General features: G+C 39.9%; 5 protein-coding genes and 1 pseudogene. 3 read left to right on the forward strand and 3 right to left on the reverse strand.

Going from position 1 to position 6,501, the window contains the following annotated elements:
* The 3 genes and pseudogenes from QZ548_RS06820 to QZ548_RS06830 form a co-directional block, all read left to right on the forward strand.
* On the forward strand, positions 1-1,409 hold a 1,409-nt coding region (locus QZ548_RS06820; protein WP_295869249.1), incomplete at its 5' end, for an ABC transporter ATP-binding protein.
* Positions 1,406-3,229, forward strand: coding sequence for an ABC transporter ATP-binding protein (locus QZ548_RS06825; RefSeq protein ID WP_295869251.1), 1,824 nt, complete (start codon positions 1,406-1,408; stop codon positions 3,227-3,229). The genes QZ548_RS06820 and QZ548_RS06825, both read left to right, overlap by 4 nt.
* 144 nt (positions 3,230-3,373) lie before the next feature.
* A pseudogene (locus QZ548_RS06830) lies at positions 3,374-4,457 on the forward strand (IS3 family transposase).
* A gap of 121 nt (positions 4,458-4,578) precedes the next feature.
* Here the strand turns inward: QZ548_RS06830 and QZ548_RS06835 are convergent.
* The 3 genes from QZ548_RS06835 to QZ548_RS06845 all read right to left on the reverse strand — a co-directional run.
* Complete coding sequence (locus QZ548_RS06835; protein ID WP_295869253.1) at positions 4,579-5,403, reverse strand: MetQ/NlpA family ABC transporter substrate-binding protein; 825 nt, start codon at positions 5,401-5,403, stop codon at positions 4,579-4,581.
* A gap of 54 nt (positions 5,404-5,457) precedes the next feature.
* Positions 5,458-6,129: a methionine ABC transporter permease gene (locus QZ548_RS06840; RefSeq protein WP_295869256.1), complete on the reverse strand. Its 672-nt coding sequence runs from the start codon at positions 6,127-6,129 to the stop codon at positions 5,458-5,460.
* Positions 6,129-6,501: NIL domain-containing protein (locus tag QZ548_RS06845; protein WP_295869257.1), on the reverse strand; the 373-nt coding region annotated here is incomplete at its 5' end. The genes QZ548_RS06845 and QZ548_RS06840, both read right to left, overlap by 1 nt.

Consider the following 6,501-nt stretch of genomic DNA (forward strand, 5'->3'; position numbering starts at 1 on the left):
TAGGGCTCGTCATCCTCGCCGTTATGGCTTGTATGATACTTACTATTATCTTTATTGAAAGCCGCGCCTTGCCACTTATCAAGGCTATGCAATTAAAGCTAGATGATATCACCGATATGGTTCGAGATCACATCGTAGGCATGCCGGTTATTAGAGCTTTCAACAGAAGAACCTACGAGAACGACAAGGAAATTGCTATTTTTACAGAGTCCGCACAACTGAATAAAAAATTGCGCCAAACGTTTGCTATTGGTTTACCGACGATACTCATTCTATTTAACATGAGTACCGTCGCTATTCTCTGGCTCGGCGGCTACAACGTCAGCATGGGCGCCTTACAAGTTGGCGATATCATGGCCGTTATCGAGTATGCGAACCTCATCCTATTGAGCATGCTCATGGCCATATTCGTAATCATCGACATTCCGGAAGCTATCGTGTGTTACGCTCGCATTCGTGAGTTGTTAGAACACGAAAATACCGATACATTCCCTGAACCATATAATAGTAGTATTACAAATTCAGTTTCTCAAGCTACTAAGCATTCTACTGATCAACCAAGATACCAAAACTCTACGGCTACGGCTACGGGAACAGGAACTGCAACCGCAACCGCAACCGCAACCGCAACCGCAACCGCAACCGCAACCGATGATACACCTCTTTTGGAATTCCGCAACGTTACCTTCCGTTACGACAATGCGGAGTCCCCTGCACTGGAAAATATCTCCTTTAAGGTACATCATGGCGAAACCTTGGCTATTATGGGCGATATCGGTTCTGGTAAAAGCACAATCACCAATCTTATCCCTCGGCTCTTCTCCATTGAATCTGGAGATATTCTCTTTAAAGGTAAGTCTATCTATGAGTGGAATGTAGATGACTTGCGCGCTCATATTGGCTATGTACCACAAAAGGCTTATTTGTTTACCGGAACTATCGATATGAACATTCGATATGGAGCCGCATCAGGCCAAGTGCTATCAGCAGAAGATGTAGAAAATGCATGCCACTTGTCTAAGGCAGATGAGTTTATCAATCGCCTCGACGGCGGTTACCAGTATATGGTTTCCCAAGGTGGTACCAATCTATCTGGTGGTCAACGGCAGCGCCTTGCCATGGCTAGAGCCTTAGTGCGTAAACCTGATTTATTCATATTCGACGATAGTTTTTCCGCTCTCGACGGCACTACGGAGCATGCTGTTCGTACAGCACTACATGAGGAGTTACAAAAGGACAATCGACCGGCCCTCATTTCTGTAGAGCAAAAGGTAAGCGCCGCAAAAAAAGCAGACCATATTCTAATCATTAACAGAGGTCAAGTTGCAGGATATGGCACACATGATGAGCTAGCAAGTACCTCTATTGTATATCAACAAATTTTAGCATCTCAGGAGGTGACAGCATGAGCCCATTACGTCGTTTCCTAGTCGAATCTAAAAGCCAATGGGGCTGGCTAGCGCTCCTCATCCTAGCACTCATTACTGCGGCTATGTTTGAAGTCTCTACCCCAATCTTACTCGGTAAAATTATAGATGCTATTGTCAGCGGTTTAACAGCTGAACAAGACATCAATACGATTATAGCCTCTGTAGATACTATTATTCTCTGGCTTATTGCACTCTATAGCGGCCATGCACTATTTACTTACTTTGGTGAGTATATGATGTCCTCTATTGGTGCTAAAACAGTATTAGCCTTACGAACACGCATGAGCACACATCTGTACTCATTGCCTATAGTGTACTTTCACGATCACCAGCGGGGCGATTTACTAAGCCGCCTTACCTCTGATTTAGATACTGTGGCAGAAACCATTGGCGAAGGCGTACCAGGCCTTGTGTCTGCCATAATCGGCATCATCGGTGCTACTGCTATGATGCTTTGGATTAGCCCTATTCTAGGAGCATCTATCATCGTTATTATACTAATTGGCATTGTATGCTTAACGTGGCTATCTAAACGAGCGCGCCGCGTGTACCTGAGAAACCAAAACGCTTTAGGTGCTTTCAATAGTGGTATTGAAGAAATCGTTGTTGGAAAAGCAATCATTCAAACCTTTGGTTTAGAAGAAACCACGACGAATCAAGTACAGTTACTGAACGAAAATCTATTTAAAAGCATGCGTAGCGCTGCTTTCACGAGTCAGCTTGTAGAACCTCTTGTAAAATTCCTAAATCAATTTACCTATTGCCTCGTCGCTATTCAAGGGGGCCTCATGGTGTTGCGTGGAGCCATTTCTATCGGTGATATCCAAGCATTCTTCCTCTATGTAGGACAAGTATCCGATCCACTTTCTCGTAGCTCCTACATTATGACAAAATTTCAAGAAACTGCCGCAGCCCTAGGCCGTATTTATGAAGTCATAGATACACCATCTGAAATCGATAATGGAAAACTCGTGTTATCTAACAGTAAATCCCCTATTAACACAGATACAATTGACTCGGATTCCTCTATAATAGCTAATACCTCGAATCCTATAACGCATACAGGCACTATCGACTTTGAACATGTTGATTTTGGCTATACACCATCCAATGTGTTTATGAGGGATATCAACATTCATATTCCTGGTGGATCCATGGTAGCCATTGTAGGACCTACGGGTGCTGGTAAATCAACCTTGGTGAACCTCATCATGCGCTTTTACGATATTATGAATGGCCGTATCACCATTGATGGCGTCGACATTCGTGACGTATCTCGTGAAAGCTTACATAATACGGTAGGCATGGTATTGCAAGATGCATGGATTTTCACAGGCACTATTGCTGATAACATCGGCTACGGTAAGCCAAATGCTACTCGTCAGGAAATTGAATATGTAGCAAGGCTCGCCATGGCAGATCACTTTATCCGTACCTTGCCAGATGGCTATGATACAGTGCTCAAACAAGGTGGTGATGACTTATCCCAAGGTCAACGCCAATTGATTACCATCGCTCGCGCCTTCTTGGCGGACCCTAGTATTCTCATTCTCGACGAAGCGACGGCTAACGTCGACACTCGTACCGAGGTAGAGGTTCAAAAAGCCATGAATACCCTCCTCAAAGGACGTACAAGTATCGTTATTGCCCATCGCTTGTCTACAATAAAAAATGCAGACTTCCTATTAGTAGTTGAAAATGGCACTATTGTCGAACAAGGGACACATCAAGAACTTATAGAGCGCGGTGGCCACTATAAAGAACTATACGAAAACTATGCGGCAGGCATGAGCGTATAGAACAAAGAGCTTTCAAGCTTTTTAAAGTCAGATTTAAAATTGCCCTTACATAGTTTTGCAAACGATAAAAAGAACCACTGATAAGCTGAACCGCCCCCTTAATGTTAGACCAAAAATCTTAATGTTAAGGAGGTCGGTTTTTCTATGGCAAAATATAGCCTTACATTTAAATTAAAAGTCGTTACCGCATATCTAAATAGCGAGGATGGATACAGATCTTTAGCTAAGAAATACGGTGTAAAGGATGCAAGTCAAGTTCTGGGTTGGATTAATGTATTTAAAGAATTTGGTAAAGATGGTTTATGTCGAAAATGAAATAATACAAGATATATTTCAGAATTTAAGCTAGCTGTGGTAGAGTCATACTTAACTAGTGAACTATTGTATCGGCAAATTGCATTTCAATATGGTCTAAATAATCCTCCATTAATAGCTCGTTGGAAATCGGAGTTTATGAAATAATGGGGCCAATGCTTTTGATGAGCGACTGAAAGGACGAATACCTACTATGAGACGGACAGATGAAAAAGCAAAGATTACCACATATACTAAATCACGTAGCCAAAAGCAAAAAAAGAATTAACACCAGAGCAAGCTCGTATTTTAGAATTAGAAAAACAATTACGCTATGCACAAATAGAGAACGCCTATTTAAAAGAATTGAGGAGATTGTGCCTAATCGCATTAAGCGTAGATTCTCCATTGTAGTCAACCACATCAAAAAAGTACTTCAGATACAACTGAATTTAAGTATTATGAACTAGATGCAAATGATGCTTTGAAGGCCAGAAAACTATACTTAGATCTATTTATGGATTTATATAATCTTGAAATTATCAGTTTTAGTATAAGTCCTACACCATCAGCTAGGTCTATATTTTCAGCACAACAACAGGCGATCGAAAAAACTGCCGATGCTAAGTATCGGCGGACATTTCATTCTGACCGTGGTTGGGGTTACCAAATGAAAGCGTATCAACATAATTTAAAAGTGCATAATATATTCCAAAGTATGTCTAGAAGAGGTAATTGTCTCGACAGTTCACCAATGGAAAACTTCTTTGCCATCTTAAAACAAGAGATGTATTATGGCAATACCTTTCATAGTTATGATGAGTTAAAAATGACGATTAAAAACTATATTATGTATTACAATACTAAACGAATTAAGGAAAGATTGAACTGGCTAAGCCCAATTGACTATCGTTTAGCTACTACTGCAGCATAAAAAATTCCGAGCAACCAGTTTTGGTTACTCGGAATAAAAAGTCTAACTTTTTGGGGACACTACAAGCTACAACTTATCAGTGGTTCTTTTTTATGCCTCAACTAAGCATGTTTTATATATTCTATTCACCTTTTGGTACGAACCATAGGCCGTTGTTATTTTTTTCCATGTAGTCTTTGAATTCTTGAGAGTGGTAAGCTGCTACAATGTCTTTTGCCCATTGTGCATCTTTATTTTTCTCGTTAACTACTACTTGTAACAACCATTGTGGTAATACATCTTCATTTGCTAATGCAGTTTTAGGATCAATTTTTGCATTATAGATGATAGCACCAGTAATAACAATATAGTCAAAATCAGTACGTACAGAAGGAATTGTAAGGGATTTCATTTCTGTAAATTTAAGATGTTTAGGATTTTCAATAATATCTGCTTGTGTTACTGTCGCTAAATCTTTGTTAGGATCAAGTTTAATCCAACCGATTTTTTGCAACAACGCATAGGCACGAGCCATGTTAGATGCATCATTTGGTACTGCAATAGTATCACCATCTGCCACTTGGTCTAAAGATGTTTTGGAACCGCTAAAGATACCCGCTGGTACAGTTGGAATTGGAGTCAACGCTACAAGATGACCATTTTGTTTTTCGTTAAAGTTTTTCATGTATGCTGTATGTTGTTCAACGTTGAAATCTACTTCACCATCGCTCAACACTTGGTCCGCTTGTACCAAGTCAGACATATCTACACTTTTAAAGGTATAGCCTTGTTTTTCCAAAATTGGTTTAACACCTTTTTCAAATAATTCAGAGTAAGGGCCTTGAGACTTACTATAGGATAATTCCTTTTTAGCACCATTATCGCTATTATTGGAACCGCAGCCTGCGATAAAAGCTACGCTAAATACTAATGCCGCACCAAGGGCAAGGAGTTTTTTAAATTTCATAGTACATTCTCCTATACTTTCACAATCAATATAACCAAAATCTATTTCATCAAATCAGGAACGACGCGCACGACGTGCAAAGTAGTTACCTATTGTTTGAATAATTTGAACAAAGATAATCAAAATAACAACAGTAAATAACATCAATGGGAAGTTCAACCGCTCATAACCATAGGTAAGGGCCAAGTCACCTACACCGCCTGCGCCAATGGCACCAGCCATAGCAGTAGCACCAATAAGGCCAATAGTACCTGTTGTAATGGATAAGATAAGCGAACCCTTTGCCTCTGGTAAAAGGAAATGCCAAATCACCTCAAAATGGGATGCACCCATCGATTGTGCAGCCTCGATAATGCCTTTATTAACCTCTAAAATAGAGTTTTCAAAGAGTCGAGCAAGATAAGGCGCAATGAATATAACAAGTGGTACGATAGCCGCCGTTGTACCAACCCGAGTACCAACAATCATCTTAGTCAACGGTAAGATAAACACCATTAAGATAATAAATGGTACAGAACGCACAATATTAACAATTGTGTTTATAATGGTGTAAACAATGCTGTTTTTAACAATACCATTAGGATTTGTTACCACTAGTGTAACTGCGATAATCAGCCCTAGTATGGTGCCGATGAAGAGAGACAGGAACACCATGTATAATGTTTGTTCTGCAGCTAGTAATAACTGCGAACCTGGAACACCAAGTTCTTGCATGAAGAAGTCCATTATAGTGCCACCTCCTGCCATTCAATGCCTTGGGTTACAAGATATTCTTTTACCTTGCCCACCTCAAGATCATCACCAATAAACTGAACAATAAAAATACCAAGTACTGTATGCTCTAGCTCTGTTACGGTAGCAAATAATACACTTGTTTCTAAATCAAAGGTTTTATTAATATGATATAGCACATTATCAGTCGTATTATTTCCTAAGAAATGCATCTTAAGAATTGTATATGGTCTTTTATCACAAGCCAAGGTATGTTTCACTGTAGATGGGATTTCATCAGGAATAACGGTCCTAACAAATCGTTTTGTTGTTTCATGCTTAGGTTTACTAAATACCTCAAGTACAGAGCCAGTCTCTATGAGTTTC

The organism is uncultured Veillonella sp. (assembly GCF_915069625.1).
Taxonomy (GTDB): Bacteria; Bacillota; Negativicutes; order Veillonellales; family Veillonellaceae; genus Veillonella.